General features: G+C 47.0%; 17 protein-coding genes. 9 read left to right on the forward strand and 8 right to left on the reverse strand.

From position 1 onward, the window contains the following. Window positions 1-3 precede the first annotated feature (3 nt). The 5 genes from ctaD to ACKFKF_RS11815 all read left to right on the forward strand — a co-directional run bounded on the left by ctaD (window position 4) and on the right by ACKFKF_RS11815 (window position 6,195). On the forward strand, window positions 4-1,770 hold the full coding sequence (gene ctaD, locus ACKFKF_RS11795; protein ID WP_446860419.1) for a cytochrome c oxidase subunit I: 1,767 nt from the start codon (window positions 4-6) through the stop codon (window positions 1,768-1,770). A 147-nt stretch (window positions 1,771-1,917) separates the two neighbouring features. After that, window positions 1,918-2,541, forward strand: coding sequence for a cytochrome c oxidase subunit 3 (locus ACKFKF_RS11800; RefSeq protein ID WP_446860418.1), 624 nt, complete (start codon window positions 1,918-1,920; stop codon window positions 2,539-2,541). Between the two features lie 153 nt (window positions 2,542-2,694). Next, window positions 2,695-4,593 (forward strand): hypothetical protein, encoded by a 1,899-nt coding sequence (locus ACKFKF_RS11805; protein WP_446867885.1) that lies wholly within the window; start codon window positions 2,695-2,697, stop codon window positions 4,591-4,593. Window positions 4,594-4,775: 182 nt separating this feature from the next. Further along, a complete protein-coding gene (locus ACKFKF_RS11810) occupies window positions 4,776-5,159 on the forward strand; it encodes a hypothetical protein (protein ID WP_446867886.1) in 384 nt (127 codons plus the stop codon). 127 nt (window positions 5,160-5,286) lie between these two features. Then, window positions 5,287-6,195: a hypothetical protein gene (locus ACKFKF_RS11815; RefSeq protein WP_446867887.1), complete on the forward strand. Its 909-nt coding sequence runs from the start codon at window positions 5,287-5,289 to the stop codon at window positions 6,193-6,195. A 140-nt stretch (window positions 6,196-6,335) separates the two neighbouring features. On the opposite strand, the gene ACKFKF_RS11820 is transcribed toward ACKFKF_RS11815, so the two are convergent. From ACKFKF_RS11820 to ACKFKF_RS11830, 3 genes are all read right to left on the reverse strand, one after another. Continuing rightward, window positions 6,336-7,727, reverse strand: coding sequence for a lysophospholipid acyltransferase family protein (locus ACKFKF_RS11820; protein WP_446867888.1), 1,392 nt, complete (start codon window positions 7,725-7,727; stop codon window positions 6,336-6,338). 111 nt (window positions 7,728-7,838) lie between these two features. Further along, complete coding sequence (locus ACKFKF_RS11825) at window positions 7,839-9,140, reverse strand: recombinase family protein (protein ID WP_446867889.1); 1,302 nt, start codon at window positions 9,138-9,140, stop codon at window positions 7,839-7,841. A gap of 71 nt (window positions 9,141-9,211) precedes the next feature. Beyond that, window positions 9,212-9,571, reverse strand: coding sequence for a VOC family protein (locus ACKFKF_RS11830; RefSeq protein WP_446860414.1), 360 nt, complete (start codon window positions 9,569-9,571; stop codon window positions 9,212-9,214). 128 nt (window positions 9,572-9,699) lie between these two features. On the opposite strand from ACKFKF_RS11830, the gene ACKFKF_RS11835 reads away from it, so the two are divergent. Next, window positions 9,700-12,456: an AAA family ATPase gene (locus ACKFKF_RS11835; RefSeq protein ID WP_446867890.1), complete on the forward strand. Its 2,757-nt coding sequence runs from the start codon at window positions 9,700-9,702 to the stop codon at window positions 12,454-12,456. 32 nt (window positions 12,457-12,488) lie between these two features. On the opposite strand, the gene ACKFKF_RS11840 is transcribed toward ACKFKF_RS11835, so the two are convergent. From ACKFKF_RS11840 to ACKFKF_RS11855, 4 genes are all read right to left on the reverse strand, one after another. Beyond that, window positions 12,489-12,932: an Rrf2 family transcriptional regulator gene (locus ACKFKF_RS11840; protein ID WP_446860412.1), complete on the reverse strand. Its 444-nt coding sequence runs from the start codon at window positions 12,930-12,932 to the stop codon at window positions 12,489-12,491. Window positions 12,933-13,010: 78 nt separating this feature from the next. Further along, the gene (locus tag ACKFKF_RS11845; protein WP_446867891.1) at window positions 13,011-13,556 is read right to left on the reverse strand and encodes a hypothetical protein; all 546 of its coding nucleotides are present in this window, start codon (window positions 13,554-13,556) and stop codon (window positions 13,011-13,013) included. Window positions 13,557-14,213: 657 nt separating this feature from the next. Further along, on the reverse strand, window positions 14,214-14,609 hold the full coding sequence (locus ACKFKF_RS11850) for a DUF2267 domain-containing protein (RefSeq protein ID WP_446860410.1): 396 nt from the start codon (window positions 14,607-14,609) through the stop codon (window positions 14,214-14,216). 269 nt (window positions 14,610-14,878) lie between these two features. After that, window positions 14,879-15,076, reverse strand: a complete 198-nt coding sequence (locus ACKFKF_RS11855; RefSeq protein WP_446860409.1) for a hypothetical protein — start codon at window positions 15,074-15,076, stop codon at window positions 14,879-14,881. Window positions 15,077-15,761: 685 nt separating this feature from the next. Between ACKFKF_RS11855 and ACKFKF_RS11860 the strand changes: the two genes are divergently transcribed. The 3 genes from ACKFKF_RS11860 to ACKFKF_RS11870 all read left to right on the forward strand — a co-directional run bounded on the left by ACKFKF_RS11860 (window position 15,762) and on the right by ACKFKF_RS11870 (window position 19,041). Beyond that, complete coding sequence (locus tag ACKFKF_RS11860) at window positions 15,762-16,961, forward strand: alpha/beta fold hydrolase (RefSeq protein WP_446867892.1); 1,200 nt, start codon at window positions 15,762-15,764, stop codon at window positions 16,959-16,961. A 430-nt stretch (window positions 16,962-17,391) separates the two neighbouring features. Next, window positions 17,392-18,501 (forward strand): S-(hydroxymethyl)glutathione dehydrogenase/class III alcohol dehydrogenase, encoded by a 1,110-nt coding sequence (locus ACKFKF_RS11865; protein WP_446867893.1) that lies wholly within the window; start codon window positions 17,392-17,394, stop codon window positions 18,499-18,501. A gap of 93 nt (window positions 18,502-18,594) precedes the next feature. Next, window positions 18,595-19,041 carry a hypothetical protein gene (locus ACKFKF_RS11870; protein ID WP_446867894.1) on the forward strand — a complete coding sequence of 149 codons (447 nt, stop codon included), beginning with the start codon at window positions 18,595-18,597 and terminating at the stop codon, window positions 19,039-19,041. 76 nt (window positions 19,042-19,117) lie between these two features. On the opposite strand, the gene ACKFKF_RS11875 is transcribed toward ACKFKF_RS11870, so the two are convergent. Further along, entirely contained in the window at window positions 19,118-20,038 is a 921-nt protein-coding gene (locus ACKFKF_RS11875) for a LysR family transcriptional regulator (protein WP_446867895.1), read from the reverse strand. Window positions 20,039-20,042: the final 4 nt, after the last annotated feature.

Genomic DNA, 20,042 nt, shown 5'->3' on the forward strand with positions numbered 1-20,042 from the left:
CTTATGACCCAAGCCGCTCAGTTTCAAGAACAAGCCAATCTTCCGGCCCAGGGTTTGGAGCCAGAAAAAAACGATTGGCGCAAGTACTTTGGTTTCAGCACTGACCACAAAGTGATCGGGATTCAATACCTGGTCACCACGTTTATTTTTTATTTGGTGGGTGGCGTTCTGGCGACGATGGTGCGGACAGAATTGGCAACACCCGCCTCTGATTTTGTCAGCCCTGAAGTTTACAACAGTTTGTTCACTGTCCATGCGACGGTGATGATCTTTTTGTGGATTGTGCCTGCGGCGACGGGTGGATTTGGCAATTACCTGATCCCCCTGATGATCGGAGCGCGAGACATGGCGTTTCCTAAGCTGAACGCGATCGCTTTCTGGATCATTCCCCCGGCAGGGATTCTCTTAATGTCCAGCTTTTTGGTTGGTGCCCCTGGCGCAGGTTGGACTTCATATCCCCCGCTCAGTTTGATTAGCGGCAAAGCAGGTGAGATGATCTGGATTCTCAGCGTCCTGATGTTGGGAACGTCTTCGATTTTGGCGGCGGTGAATTTCATTGTCACCATCTTCAAAATGCGAGTTCCGGGCATGGGGTTAAATCAGATGCCTCTGTTTTGCTGGTCAATGCTGGCTACATCATTTTTGGCGCTGATTGCGACTCCCGTATTGGCAGGGGCGCTGATTTTGCTCTCGTTTGATTTGATAGTCGGCACCAACTTCTTTAATCCCACAGGAGGCGGAGACCCGATCGTCTATCAGCACATGTTCTGGTTTTACTCCCATCCAGCGGTCTACATTATGATCTTGCCTGTGTTTGGGATGATTTCAGAAATTGTGTCGGTGCATTCGCGCAAGCCGATCTTTGGGTATAAAGCGATCGCTTACTCCAGCATTGCCATTTGTGGTCTGGGGCTGATTGTCTGGGCGCACCACATGTTTACTAGCGGCACGCCTCCCTGGTTGCGGATGTTCTTTATGATCACGTCGATGATCATTGCCGTTCCGACTGGGATTAAGGTGTTTAGCTGGTTGGCGACGATCTGGGGTGGTAAGTTGCGATTAGAGAGTCCGTTGTTTTTTGCAATGGGATTCATTTCTCTGTTTGTGATCGGCGGTATTAGTGGAGTCATGGTCGCGTCTGTTCCCTGGGACATTCACGTTCATGACACTTACTTTATTGTTGCTCACCTGCATTATGTGTTATTCGGCGGCAGTGTGTTTGGGCTGTATGGAGCCTTTTATCACTGGTTCCCCAAGATGACGGGCAAGATGCTCGACGAGACCTGGGGCAGAATTCACTTTGTTCTCAGCTATGTGGGCTTTAATCTGGCTTTCATGCCCATGCACAAATTGGGAATCGAAGGGATGAATCGTCGGATTGCCGAATATGACCCCAAGTTTGCAGCGTTGAATTTGCTGTGTACGATCGGTGCCTATCTTTTAGCGATCTCGACGCTGCCCTTCCTCATCAACGTCTGCTGGAGCTGGCTGCGCGGCAAACCTGCGGGCAGTAATCCCTGGGGTGGACTGACATTGGAATGGATGACCACTTCCCCACCTCCCGTTGAAAACTTTGACGCTGACCCCGTGTTGGCGACGGGCCCCTACGACTATGGAATGGGCAGTCGTGCTACGCAGGTCGATGTTCCCCTGTCTGATCCTCACAATCCGACGCTTTCGGCTGGGCCTGGCTCTACGCTGCGAGCAAAACCTGACCCGGCGGTGGCGGTGAGTCCGAGCGATCGTCAAGGTGAAAGCCACAACCGATAACTAAATCCAAGCTTTGAGGTTTGAGTTAAGAAATCGGGTCATCATCTCAGCGAGCCTGCAAATTTTGGATCAGTCGCTGCCTTTAATCACCTGATGCCCTAATTCAAACTTCAAAGCATCTCCTTGTCCCCTACTTCTTCCAGATTCATGACAGGCTCAACCCTCGATTCTGCAAAGACTTCTCTCAACTACAACCACGCCGAAGAACACGTTGCCGCCCACGCGGAACATCACGACTTTCGGCTTCTCGGCGTAATTGTTTTTCTGGTTGCTGAAGGCATGATCTTTTTGGGTCTATTTATGGCCTACATCACCTTTCGGGCTGTTACGCCCGTCTGGCCGCCCGAAGGAACGCCTAAACTTGAGTTATTACTCCCTGGAATCAATACGGTGATTTTGGTGGCGAGTAGTTTTATTATTCATAATGCAGACACCGCGATCAAAAAGAACGACACAAAAGGTCTGCGGCTCTGGTTTGGCATCACGGCTGCGATGGGTGCTGTGTTTTTAGCAGGTCAGCTTTATGAATACTTTCATTTAGAATTTGGTCTGACCAGCAATCTGTTTGCCAGTACTTTTTATGTGCTGACTGGCTTTCACGGACTACATGTGCTATTTGGATTGCTGTTGATTTTAGGCGTGTTGTGGCGATCGCTCAAGTCAAATCATTACAGCAGCGAGTCTCACTTTGGAGTCGAAGCGGCCGAGGTCTACTGGCACTTTGTCGATATTGTTTGGGTGATTTTGTTTTTGATGCTCTACATTCTTTGAGCAATTTATCACCGTTTATCAGCCGGCCTCCAAGAGATTGGGGGCTTAATTTTGTTTAAGCAAATAAGTCATAGTCAAACCGGGACTGTATATTACAAAGGCTCATCGCAACGATGAGAAATGCTGACCGGGTACAGAGTGGAGACATTAAGCGTGAATTTACCTTTTGTTTTAGATGTCGCGATCGGGCTAATTTTTACTTATTTAATTCTCAGTTTATTAGCGTCTGAATTACAAGAACTATTAGCAACGATTTTACAGTGGCGAGCCAAACATCTGAAGGACTCGATCGAGATTCTTTTGTCAGGAGGAGTCGGGACTCCGGAGGAACAGCGAGTTAGAGATTTAGTGGGTCGGCTGTATGAAGATCCACTTTTGAAAAATGTGAATCAAGAGGCAAAGGGTGTCATTCCCAGAGGATTTCGCAAGATCTCCAAAGTCTTGTTTGCAGGCAATCGTAAAGGCGCTTTTGGCCCCGACCAGGCAACCGGGCCTTCTTACATTTCCCCTGAAACTTTTGCAACCTCTCTACTAGAAAGATTAGGCATTTCTAACTTGGCTGACAAGCTGAGTGCAGTGAGAATCGAAAAGTTTGCTCGAAGAATTGTAGGGACTTACCGCCTGACTGATCAGGGACAAATTGAAGTTCCTGTGGACGAAGAATTGAAAGATGATTGGGAGAAAGGCAGCATTCGAGTCATTGCTGAAAAGACCTTTAAGCCTAATCTCAATCAAGATCAAAACTTCAATCTACTGGTCGAAGAGTATGATCAAATTGTTCACGCCTACCAAACAAAACAAATTACACTCAATACGGCGATCGAGCGCTTAGGCGAAGAGCTAGATACTTATATCGCCGCTTGTGAAAATCCACAGTTTCAAGACACCGATTTGTCTCTATTTGTTAGAAGACTACGATCGTTTAAGAACAGCACCTTTGGCGAAAATAACGAACGAGCAATTACCTCTGGCGGCTTACAGCCTAGCTTGTCAGAGATTGCCGAGTTGGTAAATCAAAGCAGCACCATTCATAAAGAAGCCGTCGATGCCTATGAGAAAATTGCCCTGCAAGCAGAACCGATCGATGCAAGAGTCAGAGAGACGATCGCCGCAGATGTTGCCACTTACAACACAGAATACGAGGCAAAACTTGCAGAATCTAACAAGCCTGCTCAAGCGCCCTTAACGTTTGAAGATTTAGAACGCGCTCAGCAGCAAGCCATTCTCAGCAACGCTCTAGGGCAGCTCACACCCGAAGAGCGCCAGCTCTACGAAGACTACCAAGCCTATCAACAAATTAAAGAGGGACTGGATAAGCTTCCGGACTCGGTAAAGGAAAGTATTGGGATTTTGGCAAGACGGGCCCAGACGCGAGTACAAAAGGCTGAGAATGAGTTAAATCAGCTTCGAGAGGAAGTGGCGGTTTGGTTCGATCGCTCAATGGCGCGGGCTTCTGGCGTTTATAAGCGTAATGCCAAAGGGGTAGCGATTTTAATTGGATTGTCGATCGCAGCAGCCACAAATTCTGATACGTTTCACATTTTCAATCGGTTGTCGAGTGATGACAGTTTGCGGCGATTGATTACTGAGCGGGCTTCTCAGATTGATCTCAGCGCTCCTAACAATCCGCGTCTAGACGTGCAGCTAGAGCAATTAAAAAACCAAACTGATGCGGTGCTTAGAGATATTGCCTTTCCGATTAGCTGGAGTCCGACGAATCTCAACAAGCAATTGGGCTGTCAAACGATTGCGATCGCTGATCAACCCGCTCCGCCAGATGAAGCTACCCAACTGAGACAGCAATGGGACAATCTCTACAAGTCTTGTTTGAGCACCAATCAAGCATCGGCGGTGCCAATTCCTTTTCAGGTGATGCAGATTGCTTTGGTCAAGCCTCTGGGATTTTTGAGAATGATGTGTGGCTGGGTGGTGAGTGGGATTGCGATCGCGATGGGCGCACCCTTTTGGTTTGACTTACTCGGTAAGCTAGTCAATGTCCGAAATTCTGGCAGCAAGCCCAAATCAACTCCAGAACAATCACCCCCATCCTGAGTTTTAAGCGCTTAACATCCACAAACTACCACTGTTAAGGTGACCATCTGTACTATCAGTCCAATGAACTTCAGACATTTACGTCTATTTCTGTTTCATGAGCTAAAAATTTGCCAATCGGAAGAAAGTGATAAACTTCTAGGGATAGTCACATGAAATGTTGCGTAAGTGTAATTCAAGTTATGATTTTAGAAATTTTGGCGAGCAAGGCTGTAGAGTACTTCACCTTACAGGTTGCAGGCGGTGCTCTTCAGAAGTTGGGGGCAGATGCTAAGGATTACCTTCAGAAACTAGTAGGCATCATATATTCCCATTTCGCTGGTAGAAAAGAAGTGCAGGAAGCCAATCAAAATCCGGAAGCATTAACGTCAGCGATCATTAAAGAAGCTCCGAGTAATGTTCTTTTTCGTGAAGAGCTAGAAGAAGTAGTGAGTAAGCTGGTTGAAATTGAGAAAAATCAAAACAGTGGAGCCGTGAACCAGATTTCTACCGGATCTGGATCGAATATTAATGCACCACAGAATGCAGGCTACGTAGCAGGAGGAAACCAATACTTTCGGGGCTGAAGAACTTCACTTACACATTTCTTCAGATTCTAATGCATCATTAGCAGAGCTTCCTGAATGTTTAAGGCTAAGATCCTTTTGGCAAAAGCTCTTTAATTATTTAAAGACCTTATCCCTTCTCTTTGTAGTGTTTGTTGCATGGTTCTTTCTCGGATTCACTGCCAGCCATGCTTTTCCTATTGACCTTGTTAAATCATTTATCAGCTATTTGTTTAGCGGCTTCCAAACACATAAACTCGAATTGAATAAAGCGGTGAGTCAATCTCTCAACTTAATGTGGCAGGAAGCTAGATCAACGGTCAACAACATGGATTCTTTGGAAACAGTTATTGCTACAGGAGATAAGCACGAAGCTAGTGAATTAAATAAGCTTGACTCCAAATATTGGCTCCTTTCGAGAATTGTTGAACTACTTGCAGCAGGCATTAGCGCACCTGACAAAGATTTAGTTGACTGGAGGCTGAGTGAGTTAGGTGAAAAAAGAGATTTTATTCTTAGTAGACTACATCCTCTCAAGCGTAAACACTATACCTGGCTGAGTCGAATTGAAGACTCCTGGCAATATTTCTATGCAGTTCTAACTCTACAAGCAATCAAGCGAGAAAAAGAACTCAGCATATTCGAGCGTAGTTTAACCAGTCTAGTGATTTTTTATATCCATCGGGAGCCTTCAAAAGAAAATATACAGGAAATGCTTGAAGCTTTGGATGATTTGATGGCAAGAAATCCAAGGCTTAAACCTCTCCATCAAACATCTCGATTATTTAATTGGGTTTATTCATGTATAGAAAAGTTGGCGACCGATATTCAGGAAGATCCCGTTCAGGAAGATCCCGTTTACAAAGAATATCCAGTCAGAGCAAGACGTGAAAAACCTTGTTACCATCTTCCTAATGGTTGCACTCATTATCCTCGTGTCGAGAAGGCTGAAGATCCAGCAGAAATTTTGTTTTTCAAAACTATCGGAGAAGCAGAAGCACAAAATCTAGATCTATGTGGAAGCTGTAGAAGGATTTTGAGATTAGGTAGCTTATAGAAGTCGATCTTTCACTTTAAACAAGTAAGCTGACGCTACTCACACCACAATTCAACTTTAGGAGGATAGGAAGTCGTCGATCATTCCTTTTGTACAACTCAGAAGTAACCGTCTTTCTAGAGAATTGCAAAGCGATCGCTCTATCCGATCATCGATTGCAGTGCGTTTTGTAAGTCTTGTGTGAGGTCGGTGACAGCTTGTTTAGCGGCGCGGCGATTGGTTTGGTAAGTGTCCCAACGATCGCTCACTGACAGAGGTTGTCCGATCGTAATGTGGCATTTTTGTTTGCCTAATCGGGGACGCTTAAAGGGGTTGCCGCCTTTGATGCGAGTGATGGTGTCCCAGGCGAGCAGGGTGGTTTCGGCAAAGCGCTCGACGGTTGGCTTCTCTAAGACATACTTGCCTGTGACGGCGACAAAGCATTCCACCAAACGCATGTGCCAGATGCGGAGATGGGCTTCTTCAGCAATGCGATCGGCGAGTCCTCTTTCGATGGGCGATAGCGTTTCTAAATTTAAATCTTCGCGATACACATAGTCCCATCCAGCTTGTTCTAGTTTGCGACAGCGATCAATTACACTACCCTTTGGCTGAATGTTGAAATACTGTTCGGCAACGTTCAGCGCTGCATTCATCAGAGCATCTAATCGAACTGTAAATTCCTCATTTGTTCCGGGTAAAACGCCTTCGACTTGGGATGACTCAGCGTTCTTGGTCGTGGTTAATGTTTGATGGTAAAACCGTGTGTAATACTGTTCCATAATGGTCAGCAATCGTTCGGCTAACTGGTAGAGTCTGCGGTAGAGATGACCGTCTCCAGTGCCGCGTGTGGGCGTGATTCCGATATCAGCTTCGATTTCACTGAGCAGCTTTTCTAAGGCTTTCCAGGGAGGCGTGATGTAGCGGTATTGAATGCCGATCGGGACAATCAACACTTCTTCCGATCGCCCTGCTTTGAGCAAATCTTCGACACACCAAAATCCCAACTGTGCAAGTCCTGGCTCTAAAGGGCTGATGATTTCGTTATGACCGTTGGTTGCGCCTTCGGGAGCCGCTAGTAGCGGAAATTCTCCGTTGACTAATAGGTTTCTAGCGGATCGTAATCCTGTGCGATCGAGCTTGCCGCGATGAATGGGAGTGCCACCCAGTTTTGAATAGAGCCAGCCCATTGTTGAGCCAGCCCAGAGAGGAATGCCGCGATCGTACATAAAATGAGCGTGAATCGGGTGCCGCAATGCAATTTTTTGCCGTTGAGCAGTCTTGGGCACTTGATAACGAAGTAAATTTGCAATAGCAAGTGGATCGTCTACGCTGGGATGCCGGAACGCGAACAACAATCGAATTTTACCCGCTTGAAACTGTTGGTAGAGCGCTACTAATTGCTCAAGGTTGGTTGCCTCAATACCCGTAAGCGAGGTTTTCGATCGCGTCCAAAAGGGAAGTGCAAGCTGGGTCAGTTTGAGAATTTTGGGATCAAAATCTGGAGGAATAAAGCCAAGGGGCGGTTGAGCTTGAATCGGGGGGCGAGGCAACGCAGGTTCTCCTAATGGGGATGACAGCTATCTTAGAAGCTAGGCTTCTCATCCTGGTGCGATTCGTTACAGATTGAAAAGCGTCACTGATGCAGCAGTTTTTGGATTTTCTCAAAAGATGAAAATTAATTTCAGGTGCCACTCGGTTTCAGGGCGAGTTAGTTCAATTTGACGAATGAATTCACGAAAGTAAAAACGACGTTCTGACTCAGATAAGTCTAGCCAAAATTGAGGAATCGAAACGGCTTGAGCGATCGCGCTTAAATTAACAGGCGGTAGTTGAGAGAATTGACGTTGCAGGTCTGCGATCTCTGTCCGAATTTTGTAGGCGCGGAGGTCGGCGGTTTCGATGTCGAGAATCTGAGTTTCGATCAAGGCTGGAAGTTGGGAAAGAATGGCTTGTTTGGCGGAGATCGCTCCAGAAATTCCTTGTTTAATCGCATCCAAATCAGGCGTGTTCACTTCTGAAACAGCGCGCGGCAAGTCTTCACAAATGCGCTCGATCGTGGCTTGCAAAATTTGCTCATACGCGATCGCTTTACATTTAGGTTGATTAGAACATTGAGTTGGGCGCAAGTATAAATATTCTGTCGCTTTTTTGTTGTGAGGTGCGACACGAGTGACGGTCATCGGAGAGTGACAACTGCTGCAAGAAACCAAACCTGCCAGCGATCGAGGCGCACTAGCCGTTCGAGAGGGGAGCCGACGATTTCGCCGCAGTAAGCGATCGATTTGGGCCGCTTCTTCTCTGGTAATGAGTGCCCCGTGAGTGTCTGCAATCACATCTCCCGTCTGATATTCTAAATCGCCTCGATAAACGGGATTTGACAACCAGCGTCGCCCCGTCGAAACGGAAATTTTTTTACGATATTTCTTGTCTAAATAACGCACAGCCCCCCGCAAGGAACCATATAACAAAAACTGCTCGAAGAAATCTTTGACGACGGGAGCAGTGGCGCGATCGATCACATAGCGATTTTTGCTGCGACGATAGCCATAGGGTGCTTTTCCGGGAGGTGGCAGTGCTTTGATGCGATTGCGGGCATGTCCCTGACGAATGCGCCGACTTTTTTGATTGGACTGAACTTGTTGCAGCAGTTTCAGGAGATCTGAACGGAGGTTATTGTCTGTGTTAGACGACTCAACCGTCATTAGTTGAATGCCTAAAGTCTCGAATTCAGTCAGACGATCGCTCACTTCTTGCACAGAGTCTCCCAATTCTTCTAGCCGCCGCACCAGTAGATAGTTTGCGGGTTCGGTTTGACAGTCTGAGAGCAGTTTTTGCAATTCTGGACGCATTGCTTTTTCTGTTGCTAAATCTTGATAAACGTGGTCGATTTCCCATCCCCAAAGATTTGGATCGGGCGTTGATTCTAGCAAGGGATCGCTGTAGAGATAGGCAATGATTTTCACTGCAAATTAATTTTTACTCCTTTAATTAAGAAGTTTAGTTAGCATTCCATACAGCATTTATCTTTTTTGGATTAGGACTCATTTAGCTCAATCACATTGCCATCAGGATCTTGAACAAACAGCGCCGATCGCCCCGATGCACTCATTTGAAACTCATAGTGGTGGGCTAACAATTCTTCTTTCGCGACCATCAGATCGGCAACTGAAAATGCTAGATGTTGGTTGCGTCCCCATTTCTCTAAGTTTTGCAGTGACGATATTGCATCCGCCACGATTAAATGAATCTGAAAGTCACCTATTTCGTACCAGGCACCAGGAAATTTGAGGACGCGATCGACTTTATTCAACCCCAAAATTGTTCCATAAAAATGTTCAGCTTGCTCTAGATCAGAAACCAATAAAGCTGCGTGGAGAAATTTTGTGATCTCCATAAAATCATTCGCTCCGTTACTTTGTTGTTTAATCTCAGGATAAACGGTGTACACTTCACTCGAAAATCTTCTCTCTAAATTTCGAGATTTCTGATCAGAACATCTGATCTACGCCTTAAAATCAGATCATGGAAATTCTCTCCGTCAGCCTCAAAAACTTTAAGTCGCACAGCGATCGCCAATTCCTCTTTCAGCCCGGAACTAATGCCATCTGTGGCGAAAATGGAGCTGGAAAAACGAGCATTCTAGAAGCGATCGCCTGGGTCTTATTTGACCACAAGGGCGACTATCGAGTGGAAGATTTGGTTCAGAATGGGGCAGCCAGCGCTCAGGTGCGGGTCTCTATCGTCTCCAGTCTTGACCAACGCACGTATGAGGTGCAGCGCTGTACGCGATCGGGCTATTTGCTCTACGACCCTCAACTGGGCGAGAAACTGGGCTATACCCGCATTCGAGAGGAAGTTTTACCGTGGTTGAGACAGCATCTAGGCGTGGCACCGGGGACAGATTTAGCGAAGCTTTTTGCGAATACGATCGGCGTTCCTCAAGGCACGTTTACTGCTGATTTTTTGCAGCCCGCCGAGAAGCGCAAACCGATTTTTGACACCATTCTCAAAGTTGAAGAATATCGGCAAGTCAATCAACAAATGTTGACGCTGGAAAAGTACGCCAAAGCTGAAACCGAAAGTTTGGAACGGACGATCGCGCAGTACGAAGAATCGCTCCAAGATTGGGAGACCCTTTCTCAAAAGCAACAAGAACTCAGCCAGGATATTGAGCATTTAACCCTACAGCTTGCTCAGTGGAAACTGCGCCTTTCAGAACTGCAAACTGAGCAGGATCAACTCAGCGCCCAATCTGCCCAAATGCAGCAAATTACAAGCGAATTAGAAAAACTGACGGCGCGAATTCAGTCAGAAACCTTGATGCTCGATCGCCTCAAACTCGACCTGCAAGCTGCGGAAAAATCTGTCGAAATCTGCACCCTGTATCGCAATAGTTATCGAACCGTTTTACAGGCAGAATCTACGCTAAAAACATTAGAAAAAGACCGTGAAGCGCAACAGATCTTAATGCAGCAGCGTCAAGGCTGGGTCAAACAGGAAAGCGATCGCCAAACCAAACTGGCGACTCTAACGCAACAATTAGAACGGCGATCACAAATCGAGTCTGAACTAAAGCGCCTCGAACCTTTAATTCAACAACAAATTGAATGGGAACATCAACAGCAAATTCTCAATCAGCAGTTACAAAATTGTCAAAGCTGGAAACAAACGATTAGTCGAGATCAAAAACGCCTGACACAACTTGAAAATCGCCGTCAGCAACTCGGACAAGAAATCGAAAAACTGGAAACGATGGGCGCGATCGTGCAAAAAATTCCTCAACTCGAAACCCAGCAGCAGCGCTATCAACAACAACTCAGCCGCATCGATGCCGCCACCCAATTTGAAGCCGATTTGAGGCAGATCGTCACTCAAGCCCAAAAGCGCGAAGGCATCTACACGCATCATGTCAACGCGGCCACTTCTACGCTCAACCAACTCAAACAAGCTGCTCCACTCTGGACAGCCCAACTCGAAGAAATTCTCACGGCTTTGGGCAACGGATTCAAGCTGCAAGGCCAGCTAATGTTGGATCTGCAAGGCATTCTCGATGATTTGTCAGAACAACTTCTCGCCGATCGCCTCAAGCAACACCTACAACAAGTCCAGACCCAACTCGAAATGGCTCGTCAGCATCAAGCTCAATATCTAACGTTGGATCATAAATTTGACCAGGAAGAAACTTTAGAAACTGAGATTGAGGAAGTACGATCGCACATCACCCAATGTCAGACACAACTCGCCAACGAACCCGAACTTCAACAGCAACTCGCTCACCTCAAAGGACAACTGCAAACGCTAGAAGACCCCCGGAGTCGCGATCGCTTGCTCCAACAAGAACTCAAACAACAGGCAAATCTGGAAGCCCAACAGCAGCAAATTCAAAAAGCCTTGATTGAAGTGCAGACAACGATCGCAGACCTCGATCGCCAACTTGCTACGTTCACAACGCTCACCGATCAGATTCGTGAACAGCAAACGTTACGGGAAGAACATCGCGCTAACTACCAACTCTATTTAGAACATCAACAGGCTGCCAATAGTCTTAAAGACCGTCAAAAACAACTAGAAGAAGCCAGTCAAAAACAGCAGGATCTTCAAAAGAAAATTACAGAACTCACAATGCAAAAAGCACAGCTTGAAGAACATTTTGATCCTGCTCAAGTAGAAGCTGTGCAAACCGCTTATCGGGAAGCCCAAACTCAAAAAATTACGCTAAGTGCAACGCTACCTGAAAAGACAAAACGCTTAGAGGAATACGATGTTCAACTTTCAAAATTACAAGCTATTCAGGAAAAGCGAGATCAGGCAAAATCGGAACTCAAACGCAAACAGAAGGTCGATCGCTTCATCAAATTTGCTCGTAAAGCCTTCAAAGATGCCGGGCCGCGAATCACCGAACGCTACGTACAAAGCATTTCCCGCGAGGCAGACAAGCTTTTTCGAGAATTGCTTAACCGTCCTAACGTGGCGCTTGAATGGACGCGAGACTACGAAATTGTGGTGCAGGAAGGGCCTCACTCGCGCCGATTGATCAATCTATCTGGCGGTGAACAAATGTGTGCGGCGTTGGCGGTTCGTTTAGCATTGCTTAAAGTATTAGCCGATATCAACATTGCCTTCTTTGATGAGCCAACTACTAACATGGACAAACCCCGACGAGACAGTTTGGCCGAAGCGATCGCTAACATCAAAACCTTCCGTCAACTTTTTGTGATCAGCCACGACGACACCTTTGAGAAAGTCACCGAAAATGTCATCCTCGTCGAGCGTGAATAGTTCGACAGATAATATTCTTAATGGAAATCTCCTCAAACCACAAAACTCGCTTCCTCTCCCTGAGCCGCTTGCCAGCTTCGAGCATCGTAATACAAATCTTCTAGCGAAATGCTGTAGAGCGCTTCTTTCATTTTTTGGTGGAGCCGATTCCACAGGGTAAAAGTCACCCAATCTTCAGCTTGATCAATGTCAGGGGTGTGATGCGGCAAGGGATCAATGCTTTCGCCAACCGCTTCTAAAATTTGACCTAAAGAAATCTGTGCAGGCGGATGCGCCAACTGATAGCCTCCTTGAGCGCCTCGAACAGACACCACCAGTCCTGATCGCCGCATCTCGATCAACAGCTTTTCTAAATAGGGAGCCGGGAGATCTTGACGTTGAGCGATCGCTTTCACCGAGGTAGGCGCATACCCTGGCTGCAAACTCAAATCCAGCAGAGCTTTGACGCTGTAGTGTCCGCGTGTGGTTAGCTTCATTGACCAATCTTATGCCAAAACGCCCCGTGAAGTTAGATAGAAATCTTCACGAGGCGATGGGTTTGTTGCAAATTTGGTCTACTTTAGCGCATTGGGATAATTTTGCTTGCAGACATTGAGAATTCGTTGGTCAGTCGCACTTAGTTTTTTAAGCGGTTGGAAGCCTTCTAGACTAATTCGAGTCATGGCAGGGTTGCCAGTGGTGGCGACGTTAGCCGTTCTTTGTAGCGCGATCGCGTAGGGGTGTCGCGTTTTTTCGTAGCTGTCGATCACCGTCAAGGCTACTTGGTCTGATTGAAAAGTACCATAGGCACAATCAAAGGACGATCGCGGCATGTAAAAAGCACCCAACACCTTGCCCTGGTTTACCTCAAACACAAAGTAGGCTTGTCCGACCTGTTCGGGTTGGGCTGACTGACCATATAAATAAATGCCATTGGGCAACGCTGCTGAAGCGGACGCTTGTTTTGTAGATTTAGTGGGGACACTTTGAGCCTGCGACTCGGACGCATGAGCCGTCAAGCCCATTGAGAACAGCCCTACTGTCAAAGAAAAGGCTGCCATCCTCACGATATTCTTTAGTGATGCCGAGAACAGAGGTTGTTGAGTATGGTGCAGTTTCATCACGGTGCCCTCACTTAAAGAATAGATACACGAAAACAATTCTGATCCCTTTAACTAGGGGTGAATTGAGTAGTAGGAAGGACTGTATGGAATTCTGATTTTTTGAGAGTAATACCTCAAAAGCACTCTCGCACAAGCAGCAAATTCGTTCAGCCCCAATTAGAAGAAATAGAAATAGATCGGCAGAATTATGGGTGGATACTGGTGGATACAAGACAAGCGGGAAGAATTCCCGAAGCGGTCTGTAACTTTTCCATGTAATCATCAAATCATCCTGATCAGAGATGCACCACCACCACTGATGACACTCTAATTTCTGACCACCGTCTCCTGCATCTATCCAGCGTTATAAACCGCCAAATCGTTTGCTAGAGATTGATTAAATACCTTAAGGATGAAATCGATTCTTTCAACCTATCACGAAAAAAAAGACGAGCTTGTGACTCGCCTCACTCAAATCGATGATATGTAGCATCTCTTGAACTGCCCGATCGCTCTATAGAGATAATTTAACGGGTTACATTGACTGTCAGGTTGCTCAAAGGGGACGATCGTTCCCACCTATACTTCTTCTACTAAACTTTGATCAAATTTGGGCTAACCGTCACGCTTCGGCAGGCGTAGAACGAGATCAAGTTAGCCCCTTCTATAAATTGGTTACTTTTCAGTGTGAGCAAGTTCGGCAAAGAGAGGATCGTAGTCGTCGGAGAAGTTCGATCGCACGTCCGCAAATTCTCCAGGCGTAACGGCTTGGCTCAAAACTGAGATGACAGCTTTAGCGTGAAGGGCGGCCGTTTCTGCATCGGTGCCTTCTTTTTGACCAATTCGCTGATAAAACTCATCCAATTTAAAGTGAGCGCCAAACTCGCCTTCTCGTCCTCTCAGGTGTTTTGCCAAGTCTTCGGGAAGCTGTGCGCCCAGTTGAACGGCCTCATCACCGACGATTCTTTCTTTCACAGTCTCTAGCGTTGCCTGAGTTGCTTTTTCAGCCTCTTGACGAGAATTGAAAGATCCCAAATTTTGCACGTTTTTGATAAATTCGTCGTATTTCATGGTGTTGTCTTAGCGATCGCAAGTAGCGTTTCCACCATTTTGTAAAGTTATGTGATTTTATATCTCTATCCTATGTGTGAGATCAACTCTTACTATTTAAGAACGACCTCGATCGACTAAATGATGAATGAGAAATAAGATCCGCTTCTAGAAGTTGAGTCAGATCTCGCAGTTATAGATGATGAGTTCTACGTTCATCATTTAGCGATTTTTATTAGGCAGCCGTTATCAAGATATCTGAGTCAAGCTGCATTTAGAAACGATCGACGTTAGTGTTGTGCTTCCGATTGGCTTTCGGATGGTTGGTCTTTGGGCCGCTCTGTTGCAGCAGGATTTACGGGAGTGACATCTTGATCGTCTCGCGAGTAATCTGCCTCCGTTGGCGTACTTCCGGGATCTGCGTCAATCACTCCATTTTGATTGGTGGTTTTGGCGTTGGTTCCTTTGTGGCTGGCATGTCCGCTCATAGTGAATTCCTTTGTTTGCGATAACTAGTTCAATTTAAGTTAAGGACTGTCAAGGCTAAATCTATCCAGAGAGACGAATACTAGCGCTCATAGAATCATTGGACTGGCGGACTGAGCGGATGGCGTATCTCGATTACCAGGCAAAAAAATCGGCGTTGCTGATTGGAGGGATCGATCTGTGGGAAGTGTCCATCTTTTCGCCCCCTAAATCCCCCAAAATTGGGGGACTTTGAACCTTGGATTTCTCGCCGCTTTGGGGCAATTTATCCCCTGATTCAGCAACGCCAAAAATCTAATTAATACCAAATCAACCAACAAATGATACTCATAAAAATCAGTTAATTAACCGATTTCTATCTCTCAGATTTGAAAAACCCCATCAGGGAAGCTGTTTCAAAGTCCCCCAAAATGGGGGATTTAGGGGGCGAGGATCTGTATCAGTAACTAGTGAATTGAGTATAAGTTGATTCTAAACAAGACTTAATCGATCGCTCTTTCATTGGGTAGATGTGCTCTGTCACCAACCTTCACCCATCTGTAGAGGTCGATTTATTTGTCTCGCTTGATATTAGAAGAGTGATTAACCAAACTTTAAATTTCGTTGAGTGCCTCTGCTGTCCTTGATTTTACTAATTCAAAACTTTTATTCAAAGTCTCTTAACGTCCTTTTAGCTACGGATTGGGTATGAACCACGATCGCTTTTTTCCTTCTGATTTTTTAAAGCGTTTTAGAGATGATGCCTGGGAGTTTGGGCTGATTGCCTGCCTATTTGCCATTGTCGATCGCTTAGTTAACTCCTTCACTGATGGATTTGTTTCGGCGATCGACCTGGCGCAAATTTTCATGATTTGTTTGTTGACAATCTGCTGGGCATTTCTCAAACCTACTGAGGCCGAAGAAGAGGAAGCTTTTTACAATCGTCTCACCCAGTTCGTCCCGGCTTCTCTGCCGATGCGTCCTCCGGTTCCGTTGTCTGAGTTAGTTCAGCGCTACGGCTATCAGCAAAGCTCTCTCTGGAGAGGATGGCGCATTCACCACACGTTTTTTCCCAATCTTGAAAGCGACGTTGCGATCGTATTTGTGCATGGATTTGGCGGCTCGATCGGGCACTGGCGGCAAAACATGTCTGAGTTGGCAAAGCACCACAATGTGTATGCGCTAGACCTACTGGGGTTTGGCGATTCTGACAAGCCGAATGTGGCCTACTCAGTGGATTTGTGGGTCGATCAACTCCACGAGTTTTGGCAGACCTTTATTGGTAAACCTGTTGTATTGGTGGGCAATTCGATCGGCTCTCTGACCTGTCTGGCGACGGCGGCGGCTCATCCAGAAATGGTGCAAGGAGTGGCGATGATCAGCTTACCGGATACTGCCAGTCATGATGATGCCATTCCCCCGATCGTGCGTCCTTTAGCTCGTGGCTTACAAACGATTGTCACCTCTCCCCTATTGCTTTATCCGTTATTTCATCTGCTCAAACAGCCGAGTGTGATTCGTCGTTGGGCAAGTTTGGCCTATGTTTGCCAGGAATCTATCACCGAAGAGTTGCTCGAAATTCTCATGAAGCCCGCACGAGAACAGGGGTCGGCTCAAGCGTTTTGTGCGATTATTCGGGCGATGGTCAGTCCTCAGTTTAGTCCGAGTGTGCGATCGCTGTTGGGTCAGATTCAGATGCCGTCTTTGTTGTTGTGGGGCGACCAGGATCGGATGATTCCGCCGGGATTGGCAAAGCGTCTATCGAGCTACAATCCTGACCTGAAATTGATTGAGCTTGAGAATGCGGGTCACTGTGCCCATGATGAATATCCAGAGCAGGTTAATTCGATGCTGTTGGATTGGATTCACACACAGGTTTCATCAGAAATGGTTTTTTCTCACAATTGATTGATCACGCTGAGAGATCAAGAACAGATCAAGATCTGCAATGCTAGGAGCGATCGTATTGATGATTGATTACTAACACTGACGTGAATTCGATGAGGTTTTTTTGCTTCGTTCTTCAGCGCTTCTGCCCCCCAACCCCCCAAAATTGGGGGACTTTCAGACAAGATCTTGGGTTCAAAGTCCCTCACTCGTGGGGGATTTAGGGGGCTGCCTGATTCACAACCGCAGCGAAAGATTTCATCGAATTCACGTTAACACTGGTGCAAGACTAAATTGGAAGAATGACTTCATCGGTTGAACCGTGAACTAAAGGCTTGACAAGTCCGATCGTACAAATTGTTGCAAGGTCTTAGTAATCGGGCGCTCGATCGCGCAAATCGCTGTAAACTTTTGCTTACAATTCAACTCAACGCTGACCGGAGTAAGTTTCATGGATGTTTTAGCTGCCGTCGCCTTTAATGCGGGGCAACCTTTGAGTCTCGAAACCGTGCAACTCGAAGCGCCCAAAGCTGGAGAAGTGCTAGTCGAAATCAAGGCGACAGGCGTGTGTCATACGGATGCCTATACGCTATCTGGGGCTGATCCTGAAGGGTTGTTTCCGGCAATTTTGGGGCATGAAGGGGCGGGAGTTGTTGTCGAAGTGGGGGTAGGGGTGACGAGCGTTAAGCCGGGTGATCATGTGATTCCGCTTTACACTCCAGAGTGTCGCAACTGTGATTATTGTCTGAGTGGCAAAACTAATTTGTGTCAAGCCATTCGGGTGACTCAGGGGCAGGGCTTGATGCCAGATGGAACGAGTCGCTTTACGATCGCAGGCACCAAAATTCATCACTACATGGGCACTTCGACCTTTGCAAATTACACGGTGCTTCCTGAGATTGCGGTTGCCAAAATTCGGGAAGATGCGCCGTTTGAGAAGGTCTGTCTGATTGGTTGTGGAGTCACGACCGGAATCGGAGCCGTGATCAATACCGCCAAAGTTGAACCGGGGGCAAACGTGGTCGTTTTTGGTCTGGGTGGGGTCGGGTTAAATGTGATTCAGGCTGCAAGAATGGTTGGCGCAAATATGATCGTTGGCGTTGATTTGAATCCTGAAAAACGCCCCCTCGCCGAGAAATTAGGCATGACTCATTTTGTCAATCCCAGTGAAATTGACGGCGATCTGGTGCCTTATTTGGTGAATTTGACCAAGGGCGGAGCCGATTACAGTTTTGAGTGTATTGGCAATGTCAAAGTGATGCGGCAAGCGTTGGAATGTTGTCACAAAGGCTGGGGTGTTAGCGTGATCGTGGGTGTTGCGGGAGCGGGTCAAGAAATTAGTACCCGTCCGTTCCAGTTAGTGACCGGGCGCGTCTGGAAAGGAACTGCATTTGGCGGCGCAAAAGGACGAACGGACGTTCCCAAAATTGTCGATTGGTATATGGAGGGCAAAATTAATATCGATGATCTAGTGACGAAGGTAATGCCGATCGCTCGGATCAATGAGGCATTTGATCTCATGCATAAAGGTGAAGTGATTCGGGCAGTTTTAACGTTTTGATTTGACGCTTTGATCTGACAGCTTGATCGGGTGCGAGATTTCTGGTTCACAGTTCGACACGGTACACTGAGAAGACCGCTTGAGGAAACGTTGATGGCACGATCGAATAGCAACAAAACGCAAACAACTACATCAGACTCGCCTGCGGTCTTGGACTTTGATGAGTCAGATTCGCAAGATAGCCTGGTAACTGAGGAGTTGGTTGAGGAGACGGAAGAAGCCGACGAAGAGACTGAAAAGGTCGCAGACGTAGAAGACATTCAGGATGTGGACAGCATTTTGAACTCGCTCAAAACCTTATTAAGTACGGTCGAAAAGCTGCAAAAAGTTCGTCAAGAAGTGGGCGATATCAAGCCTGTTTTGGTGCGGATGCTTGATGGAGAACTGGTATCTGGCGAAGACTTGGAGCAGCTAAAAGCTGGGGTTGGAGGTTTGATGCGTCTGGTGCGGGCCCATAGTGATCATCAGGCGGCCTTGGCTAAAGCGCAACCTGCGAGAAGCTTGCTGGATGAAGTGTTGAAGGTGAACCGTCCTGGCTAGTCGTTCTGTGGGCTTTTCTGTCGTCTTTTGCAATCCCCTGTAGTCAGCGATAACTCAGGCAGCTTGTCGGGAATCTTCATGTTCCTTTCCACTGCTGGGCAACTTGACGAACGACTTCAACAAAGCGCTGTACAGTAGACGATCTCTTCGAGTTACCCGTAAGGAGTCGCTCTCCCTGTCTCCAAATCATTGCGATCGCTACCTGGGGAGTCGTTTCTACAATCGGTCGATAAGCCACACCCGGACGCTGAAGCTGTTGGAGAGAAGTTGGCACGATCGCTACGCCCATTTCTGCGGCTACCAAACTGACGATCGTTTGCATTTGAATGGCTTCTTGCGCCACGATCGGGCTAAATCCTGCTTGCTGACAGAGGCTAATAATTGGGTCATACAGTCCAGGAGCCGCCGCACGCGGGAAGACGATGAAGGGTTCTCGAATCAGCGATCGTATCGACACTCGTTTTTGTTGAGTCAGAGGATGCGTTTGGGGCAGGGCAACCATCAGAGATTCTTGAAAAATGGTCTCTACTTGACAGCCATCATTTGCAAACGGCGGACGAAATAGCCCAATGTCAATGCGTCCTTCCTGGAGCCACTGAATTTGTTGAGCCGAGGTTAATTCGTGCAACTCCAAGGTGACACCGGGGACTTGGGCGCGAAAGGTTTGCAAAATGGGTGGCAAAACGTTGTAAGCAGCCGAACTGACAAAGCCGATCGTAAGCTGTCCGATTTCACCTCGACTGACCTGTTGACCTGCGGCGATCGCGTGTTCTAGCTGGTTGAGAATTCGCTGAGACTCGATCAAGAAGGTTTGTCCTGCGTCGGTGAGTTGGACGGTGCGCTTGGTGCGATAAAACAGTGAAAACCCAAGCTCTGTCTCTAATTGACGAATTTGATGACTCAGCGGAGGTTGAGCAATGTGCAGCCGTTCTGCGGCCCGCCCAAAGTGCAGTTCTTCTGCCAACGTCACAAAATATCGAAGGTGTCGCAGTTCCATCGCA

The organism is Phormidesmis sp. 146-12 (assembly GCF_052939495.1).